The following is a 26,920-nucleotide window of genomic DNA, read 5'->3' as shown; positions in this document are numbered from 1 at the left end:
AGATCGAGTGCTGGTCTCGTAGTGAATATTCACGACAACCGACTCGTATGTGCACTACGCAACGGCCCTACCTTTATGCCTGGCTACGCTATCCACCTTCGATGATTCCGTCCGCAACTGACCACGATGACGCAACATCGACCCGGCGGAAAGCGACGCTGTTCTGCTGGGAATGTGAGCACTCGAGTCCCGTCGACGGCGACTGGCAGTTGCAACCACGGAAGCGGTCGCTCGCATACGTCTGCCCCGAATGCGAAACCACGATTACCACGCGTCCGCGATCGACCGAGCCCGCACCATCCCGTGCGAGCGCGATGTCGGGGCCGTTCATCGCGTGGCAGCACACAGTTCACGCCTCGGCGAGCGCCTGGCGGGCGTCGATCGCAGTCGGTCTCTCGAGTCTGACGGCACTGACCGAACTCGCAGCCGCCGGCTCGCGGTCCCGCTCACAGCGCTGTGACATCCTCACCCGGCGTGAACGCCGGGGCTTCCACCGCAGGTGGAATACCAGCGAAGCGCTGGATTGAGGTTTCAAGACGTGTACGTGTCACCGGTCTCCGGCTCTGTCCCCGCTCCCACTGCTGGTGAGCTAGACGAAACCTTGTCATCGGAAGCCCGCCTCTCGGACGGGAGTTCCTCGGTCGATGACGTGTCTTGGCGGGCCTGCCACTGACCCCCACACCGTGGCGAGTCATTGCCTGCCGATTTCACTGGCAGGCTCTCTCCCCACGGATTTAGCCGATTGACTATGTTCGCTGCTGCGTTCAAGTCCGCTTGATACTCCGACACCCAACACACCTCATTCGTACATCGGAACGTTCCCTGATGGGGCCTGTACCCGATGTGCTGGCACGCATGGCACGTCTTCGACGTGTAGTGCGGATACACGTATTCCACAGGAATCCCGCGCTCCGCAGCTTTGTCCTCGATGCGTGACTGTAATCGGGAGAACAGCCATTTACCGAGCCGTCGATTCCAGTACTTCCCGATGTCTTCGTCCGTGATACCGTCGAGGTATTCGAGGACGATGACCGGGTTCTCGAATTGGGAAGCGTATTTGACGGCCCGTGTGGAGGCTTTCTCTACTTCGTCTTCGATGGCGTCTTGCCACCGGCCCCACACGAGGTCGTCCACGAGGTTCGAGGCGTACCGCTGTTTCAGCCGGTCTTCAGTAGAGGCTTGTTTCTGTCGGAGGTGTCGGACGCGACCACCATCCACGAACAACGGGTCAACGGGCGTGTTGTCTCGGAGGGCACAGCCCACCAAGAGTTTCGACTCGCCCACATCGAACCCGACGGGCGTCACGTCGTCACTGTCACACGAACACGAGTGGTCTGATTTGACTTCGTAGTTCGCAGTGACGTGCAACACCCACCGACTGCCGTCGCGTTGCAGGCGGATTTCACCCGCCCACACGCTCTCGTCGTCTTCGTCGATGAGTGCGTTCCACCAGTCTTCTTGTTCCGGGTTCAACTGGAGCGGAATCCAGAAGTTCGTCCCGCGACCGGGGAGTGGTACCTCCCATCAAATGGAGTGGTGGCGGTCTTCATCATGGTCAAAGACGGCTGCGGTGTTGGCGTAGCGGATTGGGTGGTCGTCTGCGAGTTGCTTCGCATCATACGTGTCTTCGTCGAGGAGGTTTGGGACGTACTGTTTGAGTGCGTTTTTCGAGTGCCAGTTGAGGTCTTCGCCGCTGACGACCTCATTGACGGCACTCATCGTGTCGCACTCGCCGTTGAAACTCTCGCGTAGGAGAGTCTCGTATCGCTCGTTTTCGTCGTGGAGCTTGCGCTGTTTGTGCTGAGTGGGTGGGGCAAGATACGCTTCGAGCGTCTTGCACTCCTCACTCATTCTTCGGTAGCGTCGAGGCCTTGTTCCACGAGTTCGGCGTAGGCGAAGTCCATTCGCAGACCGTTCTCACGGGAGTACTCTTTCACTCGTTCGTGGAGGTCGCTTCCACGTTCGATGGCGATGTCAACTCGCATCCGTTTTTCAGTACGTTTCCTCGTACGTTAAAAGTTCGTATTGGCGTGGGGTATTCGGAGTGCTGTCGCACGTGGATTGCGAAGTTGAGTGACGTGATTCACGCCCGCCGTGAACGGCGGGATTCTCTCGCTACTTAAAGATAGTAGTCACTGAATTCCAGTTAGGACGATGGTGACCGGCGCCGAAATCCGCCGCTCGAAGTTCGCTCTGAGCGGCGGTGAGTGACCGATACACCACCTCTCCGACAGAGTACTACACGATCATCCAGTTTCGACGATGTTTTTCGGCCGCTGTCAACCATACTTTGACTATACCATATTATAAACTACGTACGGCCACTTTTTAGTCGATTTACGTATATTCGCCCACAACAGTAGAGCTTTAATAGTAGAATCCATTGTTTGACTCGAGTAGAAGATGACGAACGGAAACCTCACCGCTGCAGAAACGGACGTGCTAGACGAGATCGAAGAGAAAGACATCGACTTCCTTCGGTTGCAGTTTACCGACATTCTGGGGACGGTCAAGAACGTCTCTGTCCCGGCGCGACAGGCCGAGAAGGCGTTTACTGAGGGGATTTACTTCGACGGCTCCTCGATCGAAGGCTTCGTTCGCATTCAGGAGTCTGACATGCGGCTCAAGCCTGATCCCGATACGTTTGCCATCCTCCCGTGGCAAAACCGCGAGGATGGCGCGTCGGCTCGCATGATCTGTGACGTCATCGACACCTCGACAGGTGAACCCTTCGAAGGTGACCCGCGTCGCGTCCTCAAAAACGCCTTAGAGCGCGCCGACGAGATGGGCTATACGGTCAACGCCGCGCCCGAACCGGAGTTCTTCCTCTTCGAAGAAGACGAGGAGGGCCGTGCGACGACAGAAACTGGCGACTACGGCGGCTACTTCGACCTCGCGCCGAAAGACCTCGCCTCCGACGTCCGCCGGGATATCATCTACGGCCTCGAGGACATGGGCTTCGAGATCGAAGCCAGCCATCACGAGGTCGCCCGCGGCCAACACGAGATCAACTTCGAATACGACGACGCGCTGACGACGGCCGACAACGTCGGTACCTTCCGCACGGTCGTCCGCGCGATCGCCGCCCAGCACGACCAGCACGCGACGTTCATGCCCAAACCGATCCCGAAGATCAACGGCTCGGGCATGCACACCCACCTCTCGCTGTTCACCGAAGACGGCGAGAATGCCTTCCACGACGGGGACGACGAGTTCGATCTCTCGGAGACCGCTCACGCCTTCATCGCCGGCATCTTAGAGCACGCACCGGCGATCACGGCGGTCGCGAACCCCACCGTGAACAGCTACAAGCGGCTGGTGCCGGGCTACGAAGCACCCGTCTACGTCGCCTGGTCCGACCGCAACCGCTCGGCACTGATCCGCAAGCCTGCAGCCCGCGTCCCTGCCGCCTCGCGCGTCGAACTGCGCTCGCCCGACCCGTCGTGTAACCCCTACCTCGCACTTGCCGTCATGATCCACGCCGGTCTCGACGGCATCGAGCAGGGCCTCGAGTGTCCCGACCCGGTTCGCGAGAACATCTACGAGTTCGACGAACAGAAGCGCGAGGAGTACGGCATCGAGACGCTGCCGAGCAACCTCGGCGAAGCCGTCGACGCGCTCGAAGACGACGAGGTCATCTACAACGCACTCGGAGACCACGTCGGCTCCAAGTTCGTCGAGGCCAAACGCCAGGAATTCGAGGAGTACCTCGTCGACGTCTCCCAGTGGGAACTCGACCGCTACCTCGAGACCTTCTGAGACCGACCGCGGTTTTGGCCTCGAGCGGAGATACGTCTCACGAGGAGTGGTGACGACACGACGACAGAACGAGCGACGACCTCCGCATCTCCCACGCTACGCCCCGACGATCAGTTCGCGACGACGTACTCCGATCCTGACTGCTCGACGTAGCCGCTACTCGACAGCGAGTTCAGCACGCTCAGGATGTTGATCTGCTTCATCGACAGGAACTCGCCGAGTTCGTCGGCCGTGGCCCCGCCGCTCGCCTCGAGATAAATGTAGACGAGTTTGGCGCGGGCTGACTCGAGGTCGTCCGGAACCGGACCGATCTGCGTCGCAGGGCGGTGTGTTTGTGACGTCATTGTCGGCAGAAGGGGCCACGTTCACGTATATAAATCTACACGTAGTTGGGGTACTAGTGACTATTAGGATACTAAATGTGACGAGACAACGTGTCACATTCGCCTCAGGAGAGACGAGTGCAGCACAAAAGCGACGTTTTAGGGGTCCGCCGATCTCAACGCCAGCTATGGCCCCGGACGAGCGACCGACGCCGCCGCCGGAACTGAGCGACATCAGCGAGGCGACACGCGACGAGCTCACGGCACACGACGCCGCGACGTTGCGTGCCGTAAGCGACTACCTCGAGAAGCTGGCCGCATGGAAGGACCAACACGACAGTACGGACGCGGCCGACCCGGAGACGTATCCCGACGGCGTCCCGGAACGGGCGACGGTCTCGGTGACGGAGATCGCCGGGACCGAGTACTACTATTATCAGTGGCGCGAGGGCGACGAGATCCGATCGAAAACGGTACAACAGTAACCGGGTTCGCTCACCGACGCGCCATCAGACCGACTCGTACGGCCCGAGTCGTGTCCCATCGAGCAGATAGGCCTCACCGTCGGTCAGCCCGTCGGGGAGAAACGGCGAGAGAAACGACTGGCCGGCCACGTTGATCCACGTCCCGCCGACGAGGTCGTTGAACGCCGGCATCACTACGACGCGTGGCGGCGATTCGTCGGCATGCTCGAGCCACGACACGCCCTCGTAGTCGGACCGCTCGCGAAACGGCGCGGGCGCGAGCCGGCCGCGAAGCCACGCGCGTTCGGCGCGGCTCCCGCCGACTTCGTCCGTGAGCCGCACGCAGGGGTGTTCGTGGCCCAGACAGACCACGTCGCGCTCGAGGACTGCCGGATCGGGCCACGTGTGGCCGTGACAGACGCCGATGTCGCTGAAGGCGATTCCCCTGCCGGAGACGATGTCGACCGTCGCGTCGATGTCGTGGCTATCCTCGAGCCAGGTTTCGATGCGACCGTCGTGGTTTCCCTTGACGACCGTCACTGCGAGGTCGGCCGAGAACGATTCGAACAGCACCTCGAGTTCGCCGCGTTCGGCCCCGCCCGGATCGCCGATCGAATGCATGAGGTCACCGAGAACCACCAGCCGATCGGGCTGGGTGCGCTCACACAGCGCCAGCAGTCGCTCCCGGCGGTCGGGCGCGTGGCTTGGTACCTCGACGCCGCGTTCGTATCGCAAACCGGCCTCGTAGCCGGCGTGGTAGTCGGCGATGAGGAGCAGCCGCTCGCCTACTATCGTGGCAGTGGCGGCGGGTTCGCCGGGGACTGGCTCGACGTGTGCCGACGGCGACGTGCCCCCGGGGCTGGGACGGTTCGGATCATCTCGCATCGCGGCCGATCAGATCGCTTTCAGCGTCTCGTCGTCGGGTTCGTAACACTGGCCGCCCATCAGCGCGTCTTGGATCGCGTCTTCGACCTCGTCGGGGGAGACGCCGGTGTCGTCGGCGACCGTCTCGATCACCGCGGTTCGGTTGGCACCGTCGCCGTCGTCGAGTTTCTCCATCGTCTCGACGACGTAGTCCTCGAGGTCGACGTCGGCGGCCGGCTCGTCGTCGCTTGCAGCGCCGTCGGTGTCCGCGTCGGGTTCCGGTTCTTCGGTCGCCGGTTCCGATTCGTCGGACGCCGCTGCCTCGAGTCCGGACTCGGGCGGTGCGCCGAGATCGCTGTCCTGTTCGGTGGCGTCCTCTGCCGATTCTCCCGCGAGCGCGTCGTCGCCCTCGTCTGGGTCGGGCACCTCGATATCGGCCTCGCCGGGGTCGTCGACCTCGCTGCCGGTCGTAAACTCCGCGCCGAACTCTGCTTCGAGCTGTTCGCGTTCCTCCTCGTCCATCTCGTACATCCCGTCGTCGACGTCGCCAGCGTCGAAGTCGCCGAGGTCGTCCGTCGTGTCGTCCTCGTCCTCGGTCTCGAGCGTGTCGGCATCGGCTGCGGCATCGATCGCCGCTGGCTCACTGGCTGCCGGCTCGGACTCGGTTTCCGGCTCGGCGGTATCGTCGATATCTGCCTCGAGGTCGGCGTCGACCGTCTCGGTTTCGTGGTCGATTTCGGCTGTCTCCGTCTCGAGGTCGGCGTCGACCGTCTCGGTTTCGTGGTCGATTTCGGCTGTCTCCGTCTCGAGATCGTCGTCGAGCTCTGCCGTCTCCGACGGCGTACTCGTCGCCGTGCCGGCCGCGGAACCGGAGCCTGCGTTCGCTGTGTCACCGCCGGCTGTCGCCGCAACCGGCTCCGTCGACTGTTCGTCGGGCGCAGCGCCGGGTTCAGGCTCGGGTTCGACGCTGGCCTCGAGCGCGTCGAGCTCGAGATCGGCGAGGTCGGCAAGCGACGCAGCCGTCGCGTCGAAGTCCGGGCTCGTCGCGTCAGGGGTGAGATCGAGGCCGCTCACCTGATCGCGCTCGCCCGCGACGACTTCGACCGCCTCGAGCGCACAGTCGCGCAGCGCCGCGAGGTACGACGGCGTCGTGCCGTAGTGGTCCTGTGCGAGCGGGATCCCCGCCGCGAGACCGGCTTCGACGCCAGCATCGCGGAGAGCGTCAGTCAGGGCATCGCCCTGACCGTCCAGTTCGGTCGCTGCGGCGTAGTTGCCGATACGCTCGAGCGTTCGTTCGGCCGCGCTGACGACCCAGCGATCACGGGTGTCGGCGTCGACCGCCGCGATGCTCTCGGGGCGGATCGAGGTGTAGACCTGATCCGAATCGTCGGGCTGGAATGTCCGAGCTTTGCCCGTCACCGCGACGAAGGCAGGGGGCTCGGCTCCCTCGAGGAAGGCCAGTTCGTCGGGCTGGTACTGGCCGGCGTAGACGACGAACGCACCGGTGGGATCCACGACGCGGGCACGGACCATCTCGTCGTTGACCGACGTGACCTCGGTGAGCGTCCCGACGACGAACACGCGGTTGAGCCGCGCGCCGGTCGGCGTAATCACGTAGTTCGGCGCGCGTTCTTCGTCGCTTTCGGCATAGGACAGCGAGGCATCGTCGTACTCGGCCGCGAAGAGCCGATAGGCGATCTCCCTTCCAGGGATCTCGTCGCCGTTCTCGTTGCCGTTCGCGCTCATGCGTCCACCTCCTCGAGGAAGGCCGTCGCACGTGCGGCCGGATCGTCGTCGCTCTCTTCGAACGTCTCGGCATCGAGGTTCGCGCCGTATTCGTCGACCGAAAGGTGTCCACGCACGCGGTACTCGCGGCCGACGATGCGATCGCGGATCGTATCGGCGACGACCTCCTGATCCATCGCCTCGCGGGCCTGTTCTAAGGCGTCCTCGAGGGTCCCACCGTACACCCGCTCGGTCAACTCGTCGTCGAGGACGACCGTGACGGCACCGGTGCCGTCGTCGAGGATCGCCTTGACGCGCATGTCGTCGATGCCGTCGACGTCACCGTGGGTTCGACACTGCCCTTTCTGGATGACCCGGTAACACTCCGGACAGCGCTGGATCAGGCCGGAGCCGTCACGGACCGCCAGCAAGTTGCCAACGACTTCGACGTCGTAGACCCCGCCGGTTGCGACGGCCTCACCGATATCCATCGTCGCAGTGTCGCTGCCGACGTCGATCTCACGCTCGAGTGTGGTGACCGTCGAGAACTCGGAGACGTTGACTTCGGGGACACCGCGGAACTCCTGGACGTAGGCGTTCTCGATACGAACCGAGCCACCCTCCTCGATTTCGGGGGCTGGGTCCCAGTTCGTAAACGGAAGCCGGCCGCTTTCGTCGCCGAAGACGCCGCTCAGAATGTCCGTCTCGCCGTCGCGGCCGTCGATCGTCTTGCGCTCGCATTCGAGGACGGAGACCTCGATAGTGACGGCGCGGTCGCCCGTCTGCAGGTCGGCCAGCTGGGCGTCGCCGCCGATCTCGTAGGGGACGGCGAGCGACTCCTCGAGGAAGGAAAGCGAGGTACTCTCGCCGAGGTTGAGTTCGGGCTCGCCGTCCCACTCGCGGACGCCTGCGTTGCCCGCGGTGATCGTATCGCCCGGCGAGAGGCCGAAGTCCTCCCACGCGGTGTAGTCGATGACGCCGGTCTCGTCAGCCAGCCGGCCTTCGACGATGACGTGGTCGGTGCCCTGATAGCGGATCGACCGCTTGCCGGCCGTCAAGACGACGCCAGTGACGGTGACCGAACTATCGTCGGGCGTGATCTCCGCAACGTCTTTCGACGATGGTGTCCCACCACCGCCACTGGATCCATCGCCGTACTTCCGTCGGAGGCTCTGGACTGCCTCGTCGATCGGAACGCTGTACTCCACTAAGTTCTGCAGGTCAGCTTTGACCTCCTCTTTGTCGACACCGAGGTCGGAGGCGAGATCCTCGGCACGGTCGTCGAGTTCCATCGTTTGCCTTTCGGAGTGGGGCTTAAAAAGCGTTCCCGCAGGAGGGTGAAAGTGAACGGCGCCGAGCTGGCGGTGTGAAATCGCGCTGCAGACGTCAGGGCCGCGGTGCGGCCTTCTGCAGCGCCGTCTCGGCGATATTGCCACCGTAGTCGGCACTTCGGGACAGCGAGTCGACGATCAATCCCAGCGACTGGGCCTGCACCGGATCGAGATCCCGGAGCATATCGTCGATCTGGCGCGTATGTTGGTCGATCTCGAGGACGGCCTCGCGGGCGTCGTGGCCGAGCCGGTTCGCCTCGTCGGCCGCCTCGGCGAACAGCGCGTCCATCGCTTTCTCCAGAATCATCGACGCGTCCGTTTGCAGTTCCTCGAGCGCCGCGGCGACGTCCGCGGGGATCTCATCGAGTTTGAGCGCGAGGTTGCTGATCTTGGCGGCGTGGTCGGCGACGCGTTCGAGCTGGCGGGCACTCGAGTGGAGGTCGAAACAGTCCTCGCGGGGAACGCCGAGTTCCTCGGCCGCCCGCGGGGAGCGAAGCGTTGCCCGGAAGATCCGCGAAACGACGAGCCAGAGTCGGTCGACGTCGTCGTCGCGCTCGATGACGTCGTGTGCGATGTCGTCGTCGTTCTCGATCAACGCCCGGACGGCATCCTCGAGCATCGACTGGGAGATCAGGCGCATCCGCGTGACCGCGTTGACGATCGACAGCTCCGAGGAATCGAGCAGGTCCTGAATGACCACGCTGTCGGTCGTCTCCTCTAACACTTCGACGCCGACCAGCCCCTGCGTCGCGCTGCGAATCGCCCGGCGCTGGTCAGTCGTGATTCGGCCCGCCTCGAGTCTGATGATATCGAAGCCGCTGACGTACATCGTCATCACGGCCCGCGTCAGGCGCTCGCCCTCGAGCTGGGAGATGTCGAGGGTGCCTTCCTGGCGTTCGGTGTCGCTCTGAGGCGTCAGCAACAGTGCGTCGTCTTCGGGGTAAAACTCGACAGTCGTGCCGGCGCCGACGTCGTTTTCGGTCGCCCACGTCTTCGGCAGCGAGACGGTGTAGGTCGACCCGCCCGTGACCTGAACCTTGCGCGTCTCCATGTACGGGGATTCGACCGCTCGAACATAAATATGGGCAAATCTATAGAGTGTCGCCAGTCAGTACGCACCGCTCGAGGAAACGGATCGGTAGAAGCGCCTTTCGATGCCGTATCTGTCTCACACGTCTAACTCTCGTTCATATCGGGATACTATATAGATTGGGCAGGTCGTTACTATCCGTCTCCTTCCGTACGAAAGCCGCGCCCTCTTCCGGGATCCAGCCGAACAACAGGACATGATTGGAGCGTACACGATCGGCAAGAAGGCGGTCACGTTCGGCTACAAACGCTACGGGATTCCGGGCGCGGTCGCCTCGGGCGGGGCGGCGCTGGCAGGATATCTGATCGTTCGACGGGCCCTGAAATCGTCGACGAACGACGGGACCGTCGACTCAGCGATCGACGCCGGGACAATCCAGTCCGCGGTCAAAGAGCAAGGACTGGGCGCGGTGGCCGATAAGGGGACCCTCGAGCAAGCGGTCGACGAGGACAAACTCGGCTCCCCCCTCGACATGGACGATGTCCAGTCGTCTGCAGAAGAGGAGACCGACGAGGTCACCGACACGTCAGCGGACGGTGACTCGAACGGCGGCGGAAGCTAAACTCGAGCGACCGCGTTTCTTTGACCTGTCGCGCCTGGCTCGTTCCAGGTGATTTCCCGGGACTGGTATCTTTCGCGTCTGAACCGATCAGCGCGTCCCGCGAACCCGCTCGAGCACCGCGAGCGTCCCATCGGCGTGGATCTCGTCGAGAACCTCGTCGGCGGCCGCTTTCGCCATCTCGTCGGCGTTGGCGACGGCGAACCCGCGACCGACGGCCTCGAACGTCGAGACATCGTTGACCGAATCGCCGACGGCGACGCACTCCTTGAGGTCGATATTGATGTGCTCGGCGATCCGCTCGAGTCCTGCGCCCTTGTTCGGGTCGGTATCCTTGACGTGGTAGGCGTATCCGGTGTCGATGACCTCGAGGCCGTGACGCGCGGCGATTTCACGCAGTGGCTCGAGTGGTTGGTCCAAGTTGACAGCAATCTCGGTTTCGCGCCAGCGGTTGACGGTGTCTTCCTCGCCCCAGCCGAGATCGTAGCCCGCGGCCCGGTACTCCTCGGTGACGGCCTGGGCAGCCTCGCGGTCGGCGGTGAAGAAGACGTCGTCGCCGGTGTAGACGACACCGCCGTTTTCGGCGACGACGAGCTCGGGAATCCCGATGAAGTGACAGAGGGCGACGGGATAGGGAAAGGCCTTCCCGGTGGCGATCACGACGGGTGCATCCCACTCGCGGAGCGGATCGAAGACGCGGGGATCGATACCCCATCCCTCGGGACGGGTCAGGGTGCCGTCGACGTCGAGCACGAGCGGTGGATCGGCGGTCATACCCGTGACTCAAGGTTGGGTGACCTAAAGCGGTCGGTTCAATCCGGAAGCGGCCCGAGGATGTCGAGTTGATACTCTGCGGCGGCTCCGGTCAGTGCCGCCACGTCCGGTTCGGCTTGCGGCGGCGTCTCCAGTCGTTTCGCCGGCGTACCGACCTCCCTGAAGAGCTCCTCGAGGCCTGCCGGCGTCACCTGTACGAGCATCCGACAGGCATCATCGCTCACGACACGGAATCCGTGGGGGACGTCTCGAGGGAGGAAAACCGTCTCTCCCGGACCGACTCGGCTCACGTTCTCGCCGTCATCGCCGTAGTAGCAGTCGATCGCACCGTCGAGGACGTAGAACAGTTCATCCTCGCCGTGGTGGACGTGGTACGGCGTTTCGTACCCGGCAGGGGCGGTGTGCTCGAGCAGGGTGAACGCACCGTCTGTCAGCCCGGCATCGGCCTTGAAGACCATCAGCACACCGACGGACCACAGCGCCTTCCCATCGGTCGCACTCATCACAGTCGGCGTCGATTCTGGACTTGTCTGTGTACCCATACCTAGATAGCACATCACATGGGAGAATAAACTAGTAGTGACGGTGGCTCAGGGAGGGACGACGACGCGGTGGTCGGGCTGCCGAGCATAAACCGATCACTCGATCACTTGCTGTGGGCGACAACAGTACCGTGTGTCGGACCATCCGACAGACCCTCCAAAAACAGACCACCGGATGGTGTGTACACGGCGGTCAGAGTCCAAGATAGCCCGCGTTGGGGAGGAGGCCAGCCAGATAGAGCACGCCGAGCACGAACATGAAGATCGCGATCGCCATCGCCGGCGGGTCAACGTGCGTCCCGGAATGCGAGTAGAAGATCCGCTGTGTCACCTCGGCGAGGAGCCCGCTGATCGCGCCGAACACACCGGCAACGAGCAACGCGACGGGTTCGCTCCCGATAGCCGGCATCGCGATGATCGCACCCACCGCGCCCAGGAGCGTGATGTGGTGGGTAACCGGAATCTTCTCGACGCCGAGATTGAGAAACAGCAGGCTGATCGCGGAGATCGCATAGCCCAGGAAGATGCTCCCGGTCTCGAGCCAGATGTAGCCCCCGAGGATCCCGCCGACGATGCCGATAGTCGCCACGCCGGGCCACTTGTACTGGTGGGGGAGCCACGGCTCGGTCGCCAGCCGCTCGGTCTCAGTGCCGCCGTCGGTCGCCATGCGTTTTTCCTCGCGCTCGAACGGCGACATGTCGAGGATACTCGAGCCACCGACTTTGCCCACGAGCGGGTAGCCAAAGGCGAGTCGCGCCAGGAACGCCGTTGCCACGACGGAGAGCGCAATGTTGTCCGTCGGGAACCCGATCCCGGTCATGACCTGGGTGATGAGCATCCCGATTGCGCCGAAGATCGCCCCGACCGCGAGGATGTCAGGTTTGGTGCCGAACGCGTACAGGATGTTCTTTCCGAAGTGGTAGTCCCAGCCGGCGGGTTCCATCTCGGGATACCGCCTGCCGGCGTAGGCCGTCGCGGCGACACCGCCAGCGAAGGCGATGTGGGGACCGGTCACGGCACCGAAGCCGATCGTTCCGGTGATGCCAGCACCGAGTTCACTAGCCGGGATGCCCTCGACCGCACCGACTTCGCGCTGGAGAATCGCGATACCTTCGCCGAGGAAGACGACGAATCCCGTAAAGATGAACGACGGCAGCGCGCCGAGTGCCGCACCGAACGCACCGCCGGCGAGGGCGGCGATGAGCAGGAGGACGAACGCGTCGGTCTCCATACCGATGATCGGGAGCTGGAGGAGCGGTGGATGCATAGATTATTCCTCGCTGTCCCGTGCCCAGTCGAGTGATCGGTCGACGGCGTCGCTCCAGCGGTCGTAGCGCCGGTCGGCCTCAGCTGGCTTCATTTCGGATTCGAACTCGGCGTCGACCTGCCAGTTGCTCCGCAGTTCGTCGAGGTCGCTCCAGTAGCCGACCGCGAGGCCGGCGGCGTAGGCCGACCCCAGTGCCGTCGTCTCGTCGACCACCGGGCGGACGATCTTCGAACCGATGATGTCCGACTGGAGTTGACAGAGGAAGTTGTTCTTGACCGCGCCGCCGTCGACTTTCAGTGACGTCATCTCGATGCCCGAGTCGGCCTCCATCGCCTCCGCGACGTCGCGGGTCTGGTAGGCGATCGACTCGAGGGTCGCGCGGACGACGTGTTCTTTGCGGGTGCCCCGCGTCATCCCGACGATGGTGCCGCGTGCGCGCTGGTCCCAGTGGGGCGCTCCCAATCCGGTGAAGGCGGGCACGACGTAGACGCCATCGGTCGTGTCGACGCTGCGAGCGAGTTCCGCCGTCTGGGCAGGGTTGTCGATCAGCGACATGTCCTCGAGCCACTCGATCGCCGCGCCGGTGACGAAGATCGACCCCTCGAGTGCGTACTGGACGTCCTCGCCCGAGCGCTGGAAGCCGACCGTCGTCAACAGGCCGTGGTCGGATTCGACAGCCTCGTTGCCGGTGTTCATCAGGAAAAACGAGCCGGTGCCGTAGGTGTTCTTCGCGTCGCCGGCGTCGAAACAGGTCTGGCCGAACAGGGCCGCCTGCTGGTCGCCGAGCGCGCCCGCGACCGGGACCTCAGCCTCGAGAAAGCCGTCGCGGTCGGTCGTCCCGTAGGTGGCGTCGTCGCTCGAGGGACGAACCTCGGGAAGCATCGCTTCGGGAATCGAAAACTCAGAAAGCAGGTCGTCGTCCCATTCGAGGTCATGGATGTTGTAAAGCATCGTCCGCGAGGCGTTCGTGACTTCGGTGATGTGGTTGCCCGTGAGGTTGTAGATCAACCACGTATCGATCGTCCCGAACAGGACCTCTCCATGCTCTGCCCGGTCGCGGATATCCTCGGGCCGGGAGCGCTCGAGTTTGATCGGATCAGCGTTGTCGAGCAGCCACTCGGCTTTCGTCGCCGAGAAGTAGGCATCGGCCTCGAGACCGGTCTTGTCACGGATGATCTCGACCATTCCGTTTTCCTCGAGGGCTTCGACGCGGTCGGTCGTCCGACGGTCTTGCCAGACGATGGCGTTGTGGACGGGGTTGCCGGTGTCGGCGTCCCACAGCAGCGTCGTCTCTCGCTGGTTGGTTACCCCGATGGCCTCGAGTTGGTCGGGACTGATACCCGCCTGGCCGAGGGCCTGTCTGATGACGGCTTTGGTGTTCTCCCAGATCTCGATCGGGTCGTGCTCGACCCAGCCGGGTTCTGGATAGATCTGTTCGTGTTTCTCGTAGGCGTTCGCGACGACCTGCCCCTCGTGATCGAACACGATAAAGCGGGTGCCAGTCGTCCCCTGGTCTACCGCACCGACGTATGTGTTGGCTGTCATAGGTAATCTCCCACACTCTCACGCGATGTCTTTACTGGTGACCGCGTGCTACCAGTAAACAAATCCTACAATCATTATAAACGTTACCAAACCCATAATCCACCTATCATAAGTTCGGGTGAACGAGATTGGCGCCTCTAGCCTGTGGACACGCGTGATTTCAAGCTTAGAGAGTGTTCGGGGCCAGGTGATCGAAATCCGTTCCACAGAGCGATAGTCCCGCTGACGATCAATTGTTATGGGCGTTGTGGGGGCTGTCGATAAAATAAAGGTGTGGCTGTCCGTAGAGGCTTGTCAAGGAATGGCTCGTGACACAGAGGTTCTCGTCCTCGGCGGCGGCTCGACCGGCTGTGGTATCGCCCGCGACCTGGCGATGCGCGGCCTCGATGTCACACTCGTCGAACGAGGCAACCTCACAGACGGAACGACCGGTCGGATGCACGGTCTGTTACACAGCGGCGGGCGATACGCCGTCTCCGACCAGGCCAGCGCGACGGAGTGTATCGAGGAAAACGAGGTCCTTCGGGAGATCGCCGGCCACTGCGTCGAGGAGACCGGCGGCCTGTTCGTCCAGCGACCCGAGGACTCGGACGACTACTTCCAGGAGAAACTCCAGGGCTGTCGGGAGTGTGGAATCCCTGCGCGCGTGCTCTCGGGGGCGGAAGCCCGCGAGGTCGAACCCTACCTCGCGGACGATATCAAACGGGCGATCGAGGTCCCCGACGGCGCGGTCGACCCCTTCCGACTCTGCGTCGCGAACGCGATCGACGCCGAGACCCACGGCGCGCGCGTCGAGACCCACGCCGAGGTGATCGACCTCCTGCGCGACGGCGACGACATTTACGGGGTCGAGGTCCGCCACGACTCGGGCCCCGGGAAACGCACGCATGCCACGCCCGGGACCACCGAGGAAATCACCGCCGAGTACGTCGTCAACGCGACCGGCGCGTGGGCCGGCCAGATCGGTGCGATGGCCGACCTCGAGATCGCGGTCCGGCCTTCCAAGGGCGTGATGACGATCATGAACGTCCGGCAAGTCGACACCGTCATCAACCGCTGCCATCCGAAAGGTGACGCCGACATCATCGTCCCCCACGAGACGACCGCCATCCTCGGGACGACCGACGAGGAGGTCGACGATCCGGACGACTATCCCGAAGAACGGTGGGAGGTCGACCAGATGATCGACACCCTCTCGGAACTGGTGCCGATCCTCACGGAGGCCCGAACCATCCGCTCGTTCTGGGGCGTCCGGCCGCTCTACGAGCCGCCGGGCACCGGCACACAGGACCCGACCGACATTACCCGGGACTTCTTCCTGCTCGATCACGCCGACCGCGACGGCGTCGCGGGCATGTCCAGCATCGTCGGCGGCAAGTTCACCACCTATCGGATGATGGCGGAGAAGATCTCGGATCACGTCTGCGAGAAACTGGGCGTGACCGCCACCTGTACGACCGCCGACGAACCACTACCCGGCAGCGAGAACATCGCAACGCTCGAGGCCGGCATGGACGACTTCGGCCTGCGCTCGCCGGTAGCCCGCCGCAGCAGACAGCGGCTGGGCAGTCGGACCCGCGAGGTGCTCGAGACCGACGAGCCGAACCCGGTGATCTGCCAGTGTGAGGGCGTCACGCGCGCGGAGATCAACGACGCCATCGCCCAGTCCGGGACGGACCTGAACGCGGTTCGCATCCGGACGCGAGCCTCGATGGGGAACTGCCAGGGCGGCTTTTGCTGTCAACCGATGGCCAACGAACTCCACCCCGAATACGACGAGGAGACGGTTCGCGAGGCGCTCGACGAGGTCTTTCAGGAACGCTGGAAAGGGGAGCGCCACGCGCTGTGGGGCGAACAGCTCTCGCAAGCGATGCTCAACTACGCACTGCACGCGACGACGATGAACCGGGACCGCGATCCAGCGAGCACGACATCGAGCGTCGATTTCGCGGCCTTCGACGACGGCCGCGCCGAAGAAGACCGGATCGACGGTCTTCAGGGGGGCCGCTAGATGGCGATCGAAGACGACGTCCTCGTCATCGGCGGTGGACTCGCAGGCGCAACTGCTGCACTCGCCGCGGCAGACGAAGGCGCGCAGGTGCGACTCGTTTCGCACAAACAAAGCACGCTGCGCCACGCCAGCGGCTTGATCGATATCCTCGGCTACACGCCGGCGGGTGAGGGCCCGATCGTGGACCCGTTCGCAGCGCTCGCCGACCTCCCCGAGGGCCACCCCTACGAGCGCGTGGGGAGCGAGGCGGTCCGCGAGGGGCTCTCGTTTTTCGACGAGATCGCGGGCGATGCATACGACGGTGACCATACGGACGCGAACGCACTCGTCCCAACCCACGGCGGGACGGTCAAGCCGACCGCCAGATACCCGACATCGACCGCCGCCGGGGTCGCGAGCGACGACCGCGATACCCTGCTCGTCGGCTTCGAGACGCTGCCGGACTTTGAGGCACCGCTTGCGGCCGCGCATCTCGAGGCCGCCGGCGCACCCTTTGCGGCCCGCGGGATCACGGTCCGGTTCCCCGGCATCGTCCGAGACGACGCGAAGGTCACGCGATACGCACACCTGCTCGACCACGACGAAGCCGTGGAGACGGCAGCAGGCGAGACGACTGCCCGCGAAGCCCTCGCTGACATCGTTCGGTCCCAGCTCGAGGACGAGACCCGCGTCGGCTTCCCCGCGATCCTCGGCGACGACCACGCCGACGCGGTCAGGGCCGACCTCGCGGATCGACTCGGCGTCGACGTCTTCGAGGTCCCGATGGGGCCGCCGAGCCTGCCCGGGCTGCGACTCGAGGACATGCTCTACGAAGCGCTCGAGGACGCCGGCGTCCGGGTAACGACGGGTGTGCCGGTGGTCGAGTACGAGACCGCAGCCGACGGGCGAATCGATCACGTCGTCGTCGACCGAAACGGGACCGAGATTCCCCACCGTGCCGACGAGTACGTACTGGCGACGGGCGGGCTGGTCGGCAAAGGCGTGCGATCGGAGCGCGAGCGGGTGTTCGAACCGATCTTCGACTGTCACGTTCCCCATCCGGCGGACCGCTACGACTGGTTCGTCGACGACGTCTTCGGCGACCAGCCCTACGCGCGGTTCGGCCTGCCTGTCGACCGCGAGCTCCGACCGCTCGACGTCGGGGACGAGCCCGAATTCGAAAATCTCCGTGCAGCGGGAGCAGTGCTGGGCGGCTACGACTTCGCCGCCGAGAAATCCGGCAGCGGCGTCTCGCTTGCGACGGGCTACGTCGCGGGCCAGCGCGCGGGGACGGAGGCGGGACGATGACGAGACCGGGCGAACTGCGCGACTCGAGGGGCGAAAACGAACGAACGAGCGATGCGACCGATAGCGACCGACCGACTCAGGTGATTCGATGAGTGATGCAGAACAGCCGACCGACGATCACGTACCGGGAGACGACGACTTCGAGCCCATTCAGGTCTTTCCAGAGGCCGAGGAGATGGACCTTCGACCGGGGGCGGACAACTGTTACAAGTGCTCGACCTGCGACACCAACTGCCCCGTCGCGGAGGTCGACGACGAGTTCCCTGGCCCGAAGTTCCAGGGCCCCGAACAGTGGCGGCTCAAGCGCCAGGACGACCACGACATCGACGACTCGGTGATGAAGTGTTCGAACTGCATGCGCTGCGATAGTGCCTGCCCCTCGGAGGTGCCGCTGTCGCAGATGCACAACACCGCCCGCGCCGAGTACGTCGAAGAGAACATGAGCAAGTTCTCGCGGGAGTACTGGCGAAACCGCATGCTCGCGAACTACCGCCGACTCGCGCCGCTGGGCTCGATGTTCCCGCGGACGACGAACTTCGTGATGGGGCTCTCGGCGACGCAGTGGCTCGGCGAAAAGGTCCTTGGGATCACGGGCGAACGAGAGTTCCCCGAGTTCGCGACCGAGACCTTCCGGGAGTGGTGGACGGCGAGAGGCGGTGCGAAGGTCGAAAACGACGAGAAGCGCATCGCCTACTTCCACGGCTGCTACGCGAACTACAACACTCCCGAGGTCGCGAAGGCGCTGGTGCGGGTCTACGAACACTTCGGTTACGAGATCATGGTCCCCGACCAGCACTGCTCGGGGACGCCGATGTTCGCGAACGGCATGCTCGAGGACGCACGCCGATCGGCCGAGACGAACGTCCGCGAACTCGCCGCGGCTCTCGCAGACGGCGCGGACATCATCGCCTCCTGCAGTTCGTGTTCGATGTCGATCCGCCAGGAGTACCCCGAACTGTTCGACTTCGAGGGCACGGAAGCGGTCGCCGCAAACACCTGGGACGCCGTCGAGTACCTCCGGGTCCACGAGGACCTCGAGGCCGAACTCGAGGGGACCTCGGTCGGCGACGAGTTCGACGACTTCGCGTATCACGCGCCGTGTCACGCCCGGAATCAGGGACTCGACGGCCAGACGGTTGAAGTGCTCGACGCCATCGACGGCGTCGCGGCCCACGACGTCGGCGACTCCTGCTCGGGGATCTCCGGAACGTACGGCTGGAAGGAGGAGAATTACGAAACCTCCATGAAAATCGGGGCAGAAATGTTCGAGCATATGGAAGACGCGGAGGCAACCACGGGGCTCACGGAGTGTCCGACTTGCTCGATGCAGATGGAACACGGGACCGGCTACGAGATCACACACACGCTCGAGGTGCTCGAGGCAGCGCTCGTCGGAACGCCGTCGGAGGCAGACGCCCAGTAATGGAGTTACAGGAGCGAATCGCTCGCCGGCGGTCGGCGCGACAGGGCGGGCACGTCGTCGTCGACCGCGACCCGCTCAGTCCCGTCGTCCACCGGCCAGAGCCGGTGGGCCGCGGTCCCGTCCTGGAGCAACTGCTCGATGCGCTCGAGCCGGTCTTCGACGGTGAGTTGCCACCGCCGGTCGCGGTTGTCGGCCCGCCAGGATCGGGCACGTCTGCGATCGTAACCGCCCTGTTCGATTCACTCAACGACCAGTTCAGCGGCTCGACGCGGTCGATCGGCACGACGACGCGGGCCGGGGCTGCCGGCCCGATCACGTGGTTCGGGACCGTCGATGGCCGTCGTATCGAGAGCCCGTTCTCGTTTTACCGGGCCGTCCTGTCGTTGATCTCGAGCGAGCCGGTCCCCGAGAGCGGCATCGGAACCGACGAGTTGCGCACGCGGCTGCGAGACAGGCTCGACCGTCCCGATCGGCGCGTGATCGTCGCGGTCGACCACCACGACGAACCCGAGACGCTCGACGCCGGGCGCGCTCGCGACCTCCTGTCCCCGGTCGACGCACACGTCACGATCGTCCCGGTCGGCCAGCACGAACCCGACGGCTGGGACGGAACGACCGTCACCGTACCGGCCTATCGCGATCACGAACTCGTCGACGTGATCACCGACCGCGCCTCGACGGGACTCGCGGCGGGCGCGCTCGATCACGATGCCGTGCGTGACCTGGCCGCCTGGGCGAACGGAAACGCCCACGACGCGCTCGCGGCCCTGTTCGGGGCTGCCGTTCTCGCGAGCGAGGCGGATGCGGATCGACTCGAACGCAGCCATCTCGAGACCGCACGGGCCGACGTACCCGACACTGGCGTCCACGTCGGCCGTGCGTTGGCACTTTCGGAGACCCGTCAGCAGGTGCTGTTGACGCTGACCGAACTCGATGCGGCCGAACGCCCGATCCGAGAGATTGCGGCCGCGATCGCGGATCGCTCGTCACTGACTGCCGGCACGGTCAAACGGTTTCTGTACGAACTCGCGGATCGTGGCGTCATCGACCGGGTACCGCTCTCGACACCTGATCGCGGCAGCGGCCGTCAGCCGAGTACCGTCAGGCCGCTGTTTCCGACGATCGCGTTTCGAGCGCTCGCGGCGACATCGATCCCGGCCGCCGACGGGAACGACAGCGTGTAGCCGACCGGCCGATACAATTCTTTTTGACCGTGGGGCGAGAGGGTGCACTCAGTAACGGCTGAGCTATGACGATCTCGTTTGCGGAAACGACTGCCCCGACCGGGCTCGAGGTGTCCGACTCGATCGAGCAACGCCGCCTGCAGATCGAGACCCCTGGCTCCGTGTCGTTCGATTCCAGCGAGCCGGCACAGTTTTGTTTCCCGGTCGATCGGACCTGTCGACTCGAGACCGACGAACTCGCGTTCAACCAGCTGTACTCCGTCACCGTCCACGACGAAACCGGGCGAACGGAAGCGAGTTTCGACGCCAGCGAAACGAGCCGGCTCGAGGATCGGCCCCAGTTCGTCGGATTGAGTGGTCCGATCAAACTGTACTGTCGCATCGACGCACCCGGGACGATCGACATCGGGCTGACGTCGATCACGATCACGACCGATCGCGAGACGACGATCGAGCTCGGTGCCAGATCGCTGCACGACCAACCGCGGGGAACGATCACCACCCCTCCCGATATCGACTCGATGATGGACGCCGTCTCCGCGCTCCCGTCCGCACTGCAGACCACCTCGCCAGAACGGACGTGGCCCACGCTGCGTGGCCACCCGCCGCTGATCGAACTCGGCAATCAGCTCGATATCCCTGACACCGTCGACCGGCCGGACAGCGACATCTCGGTTACCGTTCCCCGGGAGTACTCGTCGCTGTACCAGGTCGCGCCGCTCGCGTTTTTTCTCGGCGCGACGATCCAGCCCGGCGAGGAACCGGCCCTCGAGACGCCCCGGTTCGAGCAGCCGCTCTCGACCGGCCGTGCGTTCGAAGACGAGGTCGCCGACCTCCTGAAACGGTTTTTCTTCCTCGATTGCCTCGTTCGAACCGAGGGCGTCTTCCAGTACGACCTCCTCGAGCGGTCGGCACTCGAGGCCGACCTCCCCTTCGACGTCGCGACGACCTACGACTTGCCGCTTGCCGACCGGCTCGAGCGCTATCTCGAGGTTCCGTTCGACGTTCTCGAGCCACACATCCCGCGGTGGCCGCTGACGGCCCACGTTCCAGCCGAGCCGGAAAGCGCCACGCTCCTCCCGTTTATCGTCAACGAACTCGGGATCGTCCGTGACACGCGGAGTCGGACGCTGGCGTCGATTCCGAACACCGAGTCGACGACCTCACAGCTCGTTCGCTCGACGACGGCGCGATCGTCCACGCCGGGACCCAACGAGCCGCAGTTCGTCGTTCCCGCCGTGACCGGGGAGGCCGTCGAGCACGCTTGGTTCGGGGACGGCGTTCCCCAGCAGGCCTCGAAAGCGACGCTCGAGGCCTACCGCAACCAACTCCAGCACAGAGAGCCCGTCGAGTCGATCGAGCTCTTGCTCGTCTGCAACGATGCGCGCATGATGGACGAACACGACCTGCTCGACGGCAGCTACGGCAATCGGTCGGATCTCCCCTTCGAGATCGACTCGGAGTTCGGCGTCGACACCGATCGGCTGGCAGCCCTGCTGACCGACGGCGGCTACGACTTCTTTCACTTCATCGGCCACGCGACCGAAGACGGCCTGCGCTGTCCCGACGGCGAGCTCGACGTCCGCACCCTCGAGTCGGTCGACGTGGGCGTCTTCTTCCTGAACGCCTGTCGCTCCTACGAACAGGGGCTCGCACTCACCCGCCGGGGTGCGTTCGGCGGCGTCAGCACGTACGCCGACGTCATCAACGAACAGGCGGTGACGGCCGGCGAAACCATGGCCAGACTGCTCAACCGCGGCTTCCCGCTCCGCGGTGCACTCGAGATCGCCCGCGAGAACTCGATGCTCGGCGATCAGTATCTCATCGTCGGCGACGGGTCGACCGACATCGCCCAGTCGGACGGCTGTGCGCCGATGCTCGTCGAGGTCGACCCCCGTGACGACGACGCGTTCGATTTCTCGGTCACGTCGTACTCGACAAAGGAGTTTACGCTGGGAACCGTCACGGCATCGTCGCTCGACTCGGTCTCCGACTGCCATCTCACTCCGGGACACACGCCGACCGCGCCGGTCGAGGAGGCAACACTCCAGGAGTACCTGACCTGGATCGATTTTCCCATCGTCTCCGGGGCGGAGCTACACTGGAACGACGGCATCGGGACGCCGCTGCTCGAGTGAGAAAGAGCGCTCTGTTCCTACTGATCGACTGTCAGTTCGGTTTCTGATCGCAGGCGAACGGTCCAGCGGATCCGTGCCTTAGTCTTACGGGCCAACCTGGGACATGCCGCCAGCCGCTGCCGACCCTGCCTGGCTGAGCAGGACGAACAGGGTAAACAGGGCGCCGATCATTCGGGGGTGCTGTGCGAGGTAGTCTTTCATACTGTCTTTCGCGGACATTACATTCCAATGGTTGTCACCAATCGAAATAAAGTTATCTTATACTTACATATATGGTTTATTATAAAGGAAGACTCCGAGTTCGGCACAACGAATTCTAGGGGCAACTGCAACGATTTCCACACCGATCGCACAGTCTGCGGTTCTCGCTCACGGTGCTCGCTCCGCCCCGCACATCCCTCGTGCGATCGGACGTGCAGCGACGTTCAGTGGCTCCGATAGTGGGTTCCCCGCCCGTTCGACTACCTGCGATCAGTGGGACGAACGACTGCCGATCCGCTCGGTCAAAACAGGCTGCACGCTCTCAGAAAGCGACCCGCAATACAAACCGCCAGTCGCCGGGTCCACTCAGGGTGCCGGTTCAGCTTCGACCGGCGCGAGCGCGTTCGTGGACTCGGTCTCCGTTCCGTTACCCGACGCCTCGGAGCCGTCCGTGTCAGTCGTTCCGTCGTCGGTTTCGTTGCCATCCGTTACGTTGTCCGGCGGCGTCGTGACTTCCTCGAGCGTCACATCGGCGCTGTCACCGTCCACTACGGCAGGCTCGGGGACGGTCGTCTCGCCGCTGTAATAGCTCGGTTCCGCTCCGCCGGTTTCAGCGACAGTGACGGTGTAGTTGCCGGTCGCCTCGACGCTGCTGTTGGTGTAACCGTCCTCGACGCCGAGTTCGTCGTTCGTCGCATAGGGCACGGTCAGTTCGAAGCTGCCGTCGTCCGCGAGGTCGCCACGTTGCGTGTAGTTGAACGTCCGACCGGAATTCGTCTCGAGCTCGACCGTGGCCGTGGCAGTGGCGTTCTCCGTGTCAGAGACCGAGTCGGCGGTGCCAGTGATGGTCGCGCCGTCGACGCGCTCGTACGTCTTCACGGCGGCTCCACTTTTCGCATCGAAGAGCTGTCGGTTCGGATCGTTCTGAATCTGCAGCAGCTGCTCGCGGGAGACCTGCTGATTGACGACGACTGCAGGCTGGCCCTGCCCGGGTGAGACCGGCTGATTGTTTTCGTCGACGTGCATGACCTGGCCGTCGCTGACGTACGCGTAACTGGCGTAATATACCGTCCCAGCATCGGCGTTCTCGTGGACGAGCCGGTAGTGTTCCATGTCCGCGGCGTCGTCGAAGTACAGACTCGAGAGCATCGTGTCGTCGTACGCCAGGTCGCCGTAGACCTGGCCGAGCTCAGACGCGTTGATCGGCCCGCCGTTGTAGTCCTCCGGCGTCACGTAGTGGCTATAGTCCGGACCAGTCCACTGCGTGATCGCGCCGAACTTCCCGCCAGCCATCTGGTAGTCGATCATCACGTATCGCATCTCCTCGGTCGTCTCGGCGTCCGACACTGCCTGTCGAAGCTCGTCGGTCGAGCGATCGGCGACGGGTTCGCCCGCGGCGATCCCATCCATAATCAGTTCGCCGCGTTCTTCGGACTCGGCAGTTAGGAACGCCGAGGACGACTGTGCGTTCTGCTGGAACGGGTTCGAGTGGGGGATCCGCTCGCCCTGTGTCGTTATCAGGTGGCCGTAGTCCCACCACGACATGACCCCGTAGGCACCCTCCGGATACTCGTAGTCGCCGTCACCCGGATTGTACGTGCCGTAGTAGTCGAGCTGGTCGGCGTTGTCCGCCCCGCCGTAGTTCCCCGGCGCGGGCGTGTTCTCCTTGAGCCAGTGGTTCGAGTTCTCCCAGACGATCGCGTCCGAGTTTGGTTGGGTCGCTTCGCCGCGTTCCCAGGCTGTTGCCTGGGCGAGTGGCGGCAGGAGCGGCGCAAAGAGGAGCAAGACGACGAGCGCGATAGCGATCACTTGGTAGGTCTCGAGGGATCGAATGGAGTTGAGGCCGCGCTCGAGGTTCAGGTTGAACAGCTGGACGAGTTCAGCGACGAACGCCGCGTTGACGATCGCGACCGCGAGCACGAGGTAGTACATGAACCGCACCTGTGTCGCGGCCATGCTGATCAGGAACAGCGACCAGACGATGACGAGGGTATGTTCGGCGCGGAACTTACGGCCGAACAGCGGCCGGATCGCGAGGAAGGCGAGACCGGCGAGCATCGTGTAGAACGCGCTGCCGAACTCCTGGAAGACGCGGTTGAAGAAATCGTCCGGCGGCTGAGCCTCGACGATCGTGAGATCCGTCGCCGTCCCGCCGATGGGCAGCATCCGCCGCACTGCATTGCCCACAGTCGAATTGTAGAGGTCGGGGAGGGCTAGCCACATCACCAGTAGCGTTGCGACGATCAGGCCGCCGATGGCAGCGGGGTAGTACCGGCGCTCGAGGCCGCGAGCACTCCACTCACGGGCGAGCCAGGCCATGAAGACACAGCCAACGGCGACGAGGAGGGCGAGCAACGGCTGGAGTAGCCCGAAGCTCGTCGACCCCATATTGCCAGGTTGCTCAATCAGCAGGGTCGTCAGTACGGTGGTGACGCCCAGACTGACCGCGCCAACGAAAGCGAGGTGGTCCGGCGAGATGCCACGGGCGTAGTCGAGCGTAAGTTGGACGACGAAAAAGGCGCCGAAGATCCCGACCAGCAGGACACCAGATGGCCAGACCCAGATGTACAGTGTGACCGCGAGGCCGGCGAGCGCGCTGTAGATTGCCGGCGTACGGAGGGCGGCCCAATCTTTTGCGGTGACGAGTTCGTAGATCGGTTTCTCACGTTCGCCGACGGTGACGGCGGCCATCATCGCGACGACCGCGATCGCCATGAACAGCACCTCTCCGGTGTGGTGGTCGAGCTGGCCGACTGTCGATCGAGAGAGGAACTGCCCCTTTGCGAGCGCGATGACGAGTATAGAAACGAGTCCGCCGAGCGTCCCGCCGAGTCGCCGACCCGCGTAGAAGACGGGGATCGCGACGAGTGCCGCCATGACCGGGATTGCGAGCAGCGAGACCGTATACAGCGTCTCAGCCGACGGATTGCCGAGGCCGACGATCATCGCCGCAGTGACGATGAGCTGGTCGTACAGCGTCCCGAACTGGCCGACGTGGTTCCCAGTCGGGAAGCCCGTCCAGACCTCGTAGGGCATCGTGTGCGGATAGTTCTCCGCCGTCCAGTTGATCGTCCGCCAGTGATACCACGAGTCGATGCCTGCGAGCGCAGGCGTGCCGTCATCGGTGACGAACTTTTCGTACGCCTGGGTACGCACCCAGAGCATGAACAGTATCACGACCCCGAGTACGGGGAGATGATACCAGTCTCGGAACGACTCGAGGACGGAGGTTTCGGTTCCCTCCTCGACGCGTTCAGTGTCGGTACTCATTAGGTCCCACCAGACCCAAGCCAAGAATAAGTCTTGTTATATACTCATGACGAATTGGTGTCCGATGTTTGGACAGCGTTGATCCGACAGTCATCTCCGCCTCGTTATCGACGTGTTAGTCGGGTTCACGTGAACGAAAAGGCTTATTCAGGCGTCACCGAAACGCGTCCCCAATGAAGGTCTCCGTCGTCATCTGTACCTACGCGATGGACCGCTACGACGTCTTTTCGGAGTGCGTCGATAGCGTCCTCGCACAGACCTACGACCCGCTCGAGATCGTGATCGTCGTCGACGGTAATGAGCAAGTTTTCGAGCGTGTGCAAGACGATTACGGCGGTCTCGAGGATGTCGTCCTCCACTGTAACGACGAGAACCAGGGGATCTCGTACAGTCGGACACGCGGGGCCGAGATCGCGACGGGTGAGGTCGTGGCATTCATCGACGACGACGCCGTCGCCGAACCGGACTGGGTCGACGAACTGGCTCGCGTCTACGAGGAGACCGACGCGATCGCCGCCGGCGGCCACGTCGCCCCCGACTGGGTGACCGAGAAACCCGACTTCTTCCCTGAGGAGTTCTACTGGCTCGTCGGCTGTGACGAACGTGGGATGGGCGAGCACATGGAGGAGTTGCGGAACACGTACGGCTCGAACATCTCCTTTCGGCGTGACGTCTTCTTGAACGTCGGCGGCTACGACGAGAACACTGGCCGACAGGGCGACCGACATATCCAGGCCCACGAAGCGCCGGTCTGCATTCGAATGGCGAACGCGTACGGCAAGGGTGTGATCTACAATACGGATGCGGTGGTTCACCACAAGCTATTCGACTACCGCGGTGACTTCCAGTGGCTCGTCTTCCGGTCGTTCTGGCAGGGCTACTCGAAGCGGATTATGGACCTGCTGTTGCCCGAGGCTTCCGGGGATAAAAACGAGTATCTAAGGCAGCTTATACTCGGGTTTGTCCTGCTGCGGCTGAAACGCCTCATGGCAGACCCCTCAGTACCGAAAATGAAACAGCTCGTGACTATCTTCGTCTTTACCGCTGCTGTCGGCTTTGGCTATCTCTACGGCTTGGTCGATGTTGATCGGTCTCAACTCACCGCTGGTCATGATGCTACAGTAGGGAGCTAACGCGGCGACTACTCACAGCTTAAGAGAATA

General features: G+C 63.7%; 22 protein-coding genes and 1 pseudogene. 10 read left to right on the top strand and 13 right to left on the bottom strand.

The genetic code is table 11. The annotated features are described in order from the left end of the window. The first annotated feature begins 101 nt into the window (after window positions 1–101). Window positions 102–527 (top strand): DUF8106 domain-containing protein, encoded by a 426-nt coding sequence (locus ACFR99_RS04970; RefSeq protein WP_390284940.1) that lies wholly within the window; start codon window positions 102–104, stop codon window positions 525–527. 4 nt (window positions 528–531) lie between these two features. Here the strand turns inward: ACFR99_RS04970 and ACFR99_RS04965 are convergent. Both ACFR99_RS04965 and ACFR99_RS04960 read right to left on the bottom strand, forming a co-directional pair. Next, window positions 532–1,851 (bottom strand): annotated as a pseudogene (locus ACFR99_RS04965) (IS200/IS605 family accessory protein TnpB-related protein). Continuing rightward, window positions 1,848–1,985 carry a hypothetical protein gene (locus ACFR99_RS04960; protein ID WP_011572435.1) on the bottom strand — a complete coding sequence of 46 codons (138 nt, stop codon included), beginning with the start codon at window positions 1,983–1,985 and terminating at the stop codon, window positions 1,848–1,850. Before ACFR99_RS04960 ends, ACFR99_RS04965 begins: the two are co-directional and overlap by 4 nt. Before the next feature lie 418 nt (window positions 1,986–2,403). On the opposite strand from ACFR99_RS04960, the gene glnA reads away from it, so the two are divergent. Further along, complete coding sequence (glnA, locus tag ACFR99_RS04955; RefSeq protein WP_390284938.1) at window positions 2,404–3,759, top strand: type I glutamate--ammonia ligase; 1,356 nt, start codon at window positions 2,404–2,406, stop codon at window positions 3,757–3,759. A gap of 110 nt (window positions 3,760–3,869) precedes the next feature. Here glnA and ACFR99_RS04950 read toward each other — a convergent pair whose 3' ends face one another. Continuing rightward, on the bottom strand, window positions 3,870–4,103 hold the full coding sequence (locus ACFR99_RS04950; RefSeq protein WP_390284936.1) for a MarR family transcriptional regulator: 234 nt from the start codon (window positions 4,101–4,103) through the stop codon (window positions 3,870–3,872). 167 nt (window positions 4,104–4,270) lie between these two features. Between ACFR99_RS04950 and ACFR99_RS04945 the strand changes: the two genes are divergently transcribed. Continuing rightward, window positions 4,271–4,567: a hypothetical protein gene (locus tag ACFR99_RS04945; RefSeq protein WP_390284934.1), complete on the top strand. Its 297-nt coding sequence runs from the start codon at window positions 4,271–4,273 to the stop codon at window positions 4,565–4,567. Window positions 4,568–4,591: 24 nt separating this feature from the next. On the opposite strand, the gene ACFR99_RS04940 is transcribed toward ACFR99_RS04945, so the two are convergent. The 4 genes from ACFR99_RS04940 to ACFR99_RS04925 all read right to left on the bottom strand — a co-directional run bounded on the left by ACFR99_RS04940 (window position 4,592) and on the right by ACFR99_RS04925 (window position 9,517). Beyond that, a complete protein-coding gene (locus ACFR99_RS04940) occupies window positions 4,592–5,431 on the bottom strand; it encodes a metallophosphoesterase (RefSeq protein ID WP_390284932.1) in 840 nt (279 codons plus the stop codon). A gap of 9 nt (window positions 5,432–5,440) precedes the next feature. After that, entirely contained in the window at window positions 5,441–7,156 is a 1,716-nt protein-coding gene (locus tag ACFR99_RS04935; RefSeq protein ID WP_390284930.1) for a hypothetical protein, read from the bottom strand. Then, window positions 7,153–8,427 carry a Single-stranded DNA binding protein gene (locus ACFR99_RS04930; protein ID WP_390284928.1) on the bottom strand — a complete coding sequence of 425 codons (1,275 nt, stop codon included), beginning with the start codon at window positions 8,425–8,427 and terminating at the stop codon, window positions 7,153–7,155. The genes ACFR99_RS04935 and ACFR99_RS04930 overlap by 4 nt, the downstream gene beginning before the upstream one ends. Before the next feature lie 94 nt (window positions 8,428–8,521). Further along, window positions 8,522–9,517, bottom strand: coding sequence for a PhoU domain-containing protein (locus ACFR99_RS04925; RefSeq protein WP_390284926.1), 996 nt, complete (start codon window positions 9,515–9,517; stop codon window positions 8,522–8,524). Window positions 9,518–9,752: 235 nt separating this feature from the next. On the opposite strand from ACFR99_RS04925, the gene ACFR99_RS04920 reads away from it, so the two are divergent. Beyond that, the gene (locus ACFR99_RS04920) at window positions 9,753–10,118 is read left to right on the top strand and encodes a hypothetical protein (RefSeq protein WP_390284924.1); all 366 of its coding nucleotides are present in this window, start codon (window positions 9,753–9,755) and stop codon (window positions 10,116–10,118) included. An 87-nt stretch (window positions 10,119–10,205) separates the two neighbouring features. Here the strand turns inward: ACFR99_RS04920 and ACFR99_RS04915 are convergent, their stop codons facing one another. The 4 genes from ACFR99_RS04915 to glpK all read right to left on the bottom strand — a co-directional run bounded on the left by ACFR99_RS04915 (window position 10,206) and on the right by glpK (window position 14,243). Further along, window positions 10,206–10,889 carry an HAD-IIB family hydrolase gene (locus tag ACFR99_RS04915; protein WP_390284922.1) on the bottom strand — a complete coding sequence of 228 codons (684 nt, stop codon included), beginning with the start codon at window positions 10,887–10,889 and terminating at the stop codon, window positions 10,206–10,208. Window positions 10,890–10,927: 38 nt separating this feature from the next. Then, complete coding sequence (locus ACFR99_RS04910; RefSeq protein WP_390284920.1) at window positions 10,928–11,431, bottom strand: cupin domain-containing protein; 504 nt, start codon at window positions 11,429–11,431, stop codon at window positions 10,928–10,930. Window positions 11,432–11,624: 193 nt separating this feature from the next. Next, window positions 11,625–12,698 (bottom strand): DUF7973 family transport facilitator, encoded by a 1,074-nt coding sequence (locus ACFR99_RS04905; RefSeq protein WP_390284918.1) that lies wholly within the window; start codon window positions 12,696–12,698, stop codon window positions 11,625–11,627. Between the two features lie 3 nt (window positions 12,699–12,701). Beyond that, window positions 12,702–14,243, bottom strand: coding sequence for a glycerol kinase GlpK (gene glpK, locus ACFR99_RS04900; protein ID WP_390284916.1), 1,542 nt, complete (start codon window positions 14,241–14,243; stop codon window positions 12,702–12,704). A 301-nt stretch (window positions 14,244–14,544) separates the two neighbouring features. On the opposite strand from glpK, the gene glpA reads away from it, so the two are divergent. The 5 genes from glpA to ACFR99_RS04875 all read left to right on the top strand — a co-directional run bounded on the left by glpA (window position 14,545) and on the right by ACFR99_RS04875 (window position 22,286). Continuing rightward, window positions 14,545–16,254 (top strand): anaerobic glycerol-3-phosphate dehydrogenase subunit GlpA, encoded by a 1,710-nt coding sequence (gene glpA / locus ACFR99_RS04895; protein ID WP_390284914.1) that lies wholly within the window; start codon window positions 14,545–14,547, stop codon window positions 16,252–16,254. Next, entirely contained in the window at window positions 16,255–17,541 is a 1,287-nt protein-coding gene (gene glpB / locus ACFR99_RS04890; RefSeq protein WP_390284912.1) for a glycerol-3-phosphate dehydrogenase subunit GlpB, read from the top strand. An 88-nt stretch (window positions 17,542–17,629) separates the two neighbouring features. Beyond that, window positions 17,630–18,964: an anaerobic glycerol-3-phosphate dehydrogenase subunit C gene (locus ACFR99_RS04885; protein ID WP_390284910.1), complete on the top strand. Its 1,335-nt coding sequence runs from the start codon at window positions 17,630–17,632 to the stop codon at window positions 18,962–18,964. Next, window positions 18,964–20,148, top strand: a complete 1,185-nt coding sequence (locus ACFR99_RS04880; RefSeq protein WP_390284908.1) for an AAA family ATPase — start codon at window positions 18,964–18,966, stop codon at window positions 20,146–20,148. The genes ACFR99_RS04885 and ACFR99_RS04880 overlap by 1 nt, the downstream gene beginning before the upstream one ends. Before the next feature lie 65 nt (window positions 20,149–20,213). Continuing rightward, entirely contained in the window at window positions 20,214–22,286 is a 2,073-nt protein-coding gene (locus ACFR99_RS04875) for a hypothetical protein (RefSeq protein ID WP_390284906.1), read from the top strand. Between the two features lie 84 nt (window positions 22,287–22,370). Here the strand turns inward: ACFR99_RS04875 and ACFR99_RS04870 are convergent, their stop codons facing one another. After that, window positions 22,371–22,505 (bottom strand): DUF7503 family protein, encoded by a 135-nt coding sequence (locus ACFR99_RS04870; RefSeq protein WP_390284904.1) that lies wholly within the window; start codon window positions 22,503–22,505, stop codon window positions 22,371–22,373. Between the two features lie 348 nt (window positions 22,506–22,853). After that, entirely contained in the window at window positions 22,854–25,757 is a 2,904-nt protein-coding gene (locus ACFR99_RS04865; RefSeq protein ID WP_390284902.1) for an oligosaccharyl transferase, archaeosortase A system-associated, read from the bottom strand. A gap of 173 nt (window positions 25,758–25,930) precedes the next feature. Between ACFR99_RS04865 and aglG the strand changes: the two genes are divergently transcribed. Continuing rightward, window positions 25,931–26,890 carry a glucosyl-dolichyl phosphate glucuronosyltransferase gene (aglG, locus tag ACFR99_RS04860; protein WP_390284900.1) on the top strand — a complete coding sequence of 320 codons (960 nt, stop codon included), beginning with the start codon at window positions 25,931–25,933 and terminating at the stop codon, window positions 26,888–26,890. Window positions 26,891–26,920 lie beyond the last annotated feature (30 nt).

Source organism: Haloarchaeobius amylolyticus, assembly GCF_042678045.1.
Classification (GTDB): domain Archaea; phylum Halobacteriota; class Halobacteria; order Halobacteriales; family Natrialbaceae; genus Natrinema; species Natrinema amylolyticus_A.
The sequence above is the reverse complement of the archived record's forward strand: the minus strand, read 5'-3'. Positions and strand labels throughout refer to the sequence as shown.

Bases quoted from the DNA above. Each gene is read 5' to 3' on its own strand.
- ACFR99_RS04970 (WP_390284940.1), top strand. From the start codon at position 102: ATGATTCCGTCCGCAACTGACCACGATGACGCAACATCGACCCGGCGG.
- ACFR99_RS04960 (WP_011572435.1), bottom strand. From the start codon at position 1,985: ATGCGAGTTGACATCGCCATCGAACGTGGAAGCGACCTCCACGAACGA.
- glnA (WP_390284938.1), top strand. From the start codon at position 2,404: ATGACGAACGGAAACCTCACCGCTGCAGAAACGGACGTGCTAGACGAG.
- ACFR99_RS04950 (WP_390284936.1), bottom strand. From the start codon at position 4,103: ATGACGTCACAAACACACCGCCCTGCGACGCAGATCGGTCCGGTTCCG.
- ACFR99_RS04945 (WP_390284934.1), top strand. From the start codon at position 4,271: ATGGCCCCGGACGAGCGACCGACGCCGCCGCCGGAACTGAGCGACATC.
- ACFR99_RS04940 (WP_390284932.1), bottom strand. From the start codon at position 5,431: ATGCGAGATGATCCGAACCGTCCCAGCCCCGGGGGCACGTCGCCGTCG.
- ACFR99_RS04935 (WP_390284930.1), bottom strand. From the start codon at position 7,156: ATGAGCGCGAACGGCAACGAGAACGGCGACGAGATCCCTGGAAGGGAG.
- ACFR99_RS04930 (WP_390284928.1), bottom strand. From the start codon at position 8,427: ATGGAACTCGACGACCGTGCCGAGGATCTCGCCTCCGACCTCGGTGTC.
- ACFR99_RS04925 (WP_390284926.1), bottom strand. From the start codon at position 9,517: ATGGAGACGCGCAAGGTTCAGGTCACGGGCGGGTCGACCTACACCGTC.
- ACFR99_RS04920 (WP_390284924.1), top strand. From the start codon at position 9,753: ATGATTGGAGCGTACACGATCGGCAAGAAGGCGGTCACGTTCGGCTAC.
- ACFR99_RS04915 (WP_390284922.1), bottom strand. From the start codon at position 10,889: ATGACCGCCGATCCACCGCTCGTGCTCGACGTCGACGGCACCCTGACC.
- ACFR99_RS04910 (WP_390284920.1), bottom strand. From the start codon at position 11,431: ATGGGTACACAGACAAGTCCAGAATCGACGCCGACTGTGATGAGTGCG.
- ACFR99_RS04905 (WP_390284918.1), bottom strand. From the start codon at position 12,698: ATGCATCCACCGCTCCTCCAGCTCCCGATCATCGGTATGGAGACCGAC.
- glpK (WP_390284916.1), bottom strand. From the start codon at position 14,243: ATGACAGCCAACACATACGTCGGTGCGGTAGACCAGGGGACGACTGGC.
- glpA (WP_390284914.1), top strand. From the start codon at position 14,545: ATGGCTCGTGACACAGAGGTTCTCGTCCTCGGCGGCGGCTCGACCGGC.
- glpB (WP_390284912.1), top strand. From the start codon at position 16,255: ATGGCGATCGAAGACGACGTCCTCGTCATCGGCGGTGGACTCGCAGGC.
- ACFR99_RS04885 (WP_390284910.1), top strand. From the start codon at position 17,630: ATGAGTGATGCAGAACAGCCGACCGACGATCACGTACCGGGAGACGAC.
- ACFR99_RS04880 (WP_390284908.1), top strand. From the start codon at position 18,964: ATGGAGTTACAGGAGCGAATCGCTCGCCGGCGGTCGGCGCGACAGGGC.
- ACFR99_RS04875 (WP_390284906.1), top strand. From the start codon at position 20,214: ATGACGATCTCGTTTGCGGAAACGACTGCCCCGACCGGGCTCGAGGTG.
- ACFR99_RS04870 (WP_390284904.1), bottom strand. From the start codon at position 22,505: ATGTCCGCGAAAGACAGTATGAAAGACTACCTCGCACAGCACCCCCGA.
- ACFR99_RS04865 (WP_390284902.1), bottom strand. From the start codon at position 25,757: ATGAGTACCGACACTGAACGCGTCGAGGAGGGAACCGAAACCTCCGTC.
- aglG (WP_390284900.1), top strand. From the start codon at position 25,931: ATGAAGGTCTCCGTCGTCATCTGTACCTACGCGATGGACCGCTACGAC.